This is a genomic window from Pedobacter jeongneungensis (genome assembly GCF_039538295.1).
GTDB classification, from domain to species: Bacteria; Bacteroidota; Bacteroidia; order Sphingobacteriales; family Sphingobacteriaceae; genus Pedobacter; species Pedobacter jeongneungensis.
In genome coordinates, this window is sequence record NZ_BAABBY010000038.1 from 1 (window position 1) to 940 (window position 940).

At 42.9% G+C, this 940-nt stretch carries 1 protein-coding gene; it reads right to left on the reverse strand.

Translation table 11 applies throughout. The annotated features are described in order from the left end of the window. On the reverse strand, positions 1 to 940 hold a 940-nt coding region (locus tag ABD769_RS24930; RefSeq protein WP_344854076.1), incomplete at both ends, for an AMP-binding protein.

Sequence of the window (940 nt, forward strand, 5' to 3'; positions counted from 1 at the left end):
GGTACATCCGCTCACCAGCCTCAAACGGGTTGGGAACAAACTTCTCCAGGCTCAGCTCAGGCTGGTTCAGGTAACCACGGGCCAGACCCGAACCACCCAGGCAAATCTCCCCGGCAACCCCTACAGGGCATAATCCGCCACCCCCGTCCCTTATATAAATACGCGTGTTGGAAATCGGTTTGCCGATGGGGATGTTTGAGCAATTATTATTTATCCTATAACTCGTTGCAACAACAGTGTTTTCTGTAGGACCGTAATTATTTATAATCTCATAGTTTTTCTTTACAAAAGAATTTAACTTCCCGCCTCCCGTTAGCAGGCAACGTAAAGATTGGTTTTCAACTTCCAAAAATTGCTCTGCGATTGAGGTAGGCAGAAAACTAATGGTCACCTTATTTTCATCATAGTAAGCTGTGAGTGCATTAATATTTAAGCGCATTTCTGCAGGCACGATATACAGACATACACCTGTAATTATATAAGGAAAAAGTTCCCACACCGAAGCATCGAATGAAATACCAGCATATATACTGGTACGGTCTTCCTGCGATAATGAAAATTCAGATTGATGCCAAAAACATAAATTAACCAGGCTATGATGTTCCACCAGTACACCCTTAGGTTTGCCCGTAGAACCCGATGTATAGATCACATAGGCCAGATCATCAGGACCATTAACTGATAAAGGATTTCCAACAGGGGAATCTATGGCATTCAATTGAATGTCTATAGAAAATACAGTCCCTTGATAAAAATCGAGATCAAACAGATAATCAGCCTGTGTCAGCAATACTTTCATTGCTGTATCATTCATTATATACTCTTTGCGGTCCTGCGGGTATTCAGGGTCTATGGGTACATAGGCTGCCCCGGATTTTAATATACCCAGAATAGCAATTACCATCCAGTGTGACCTGTCCAGCATTACACCTGCCAGGTC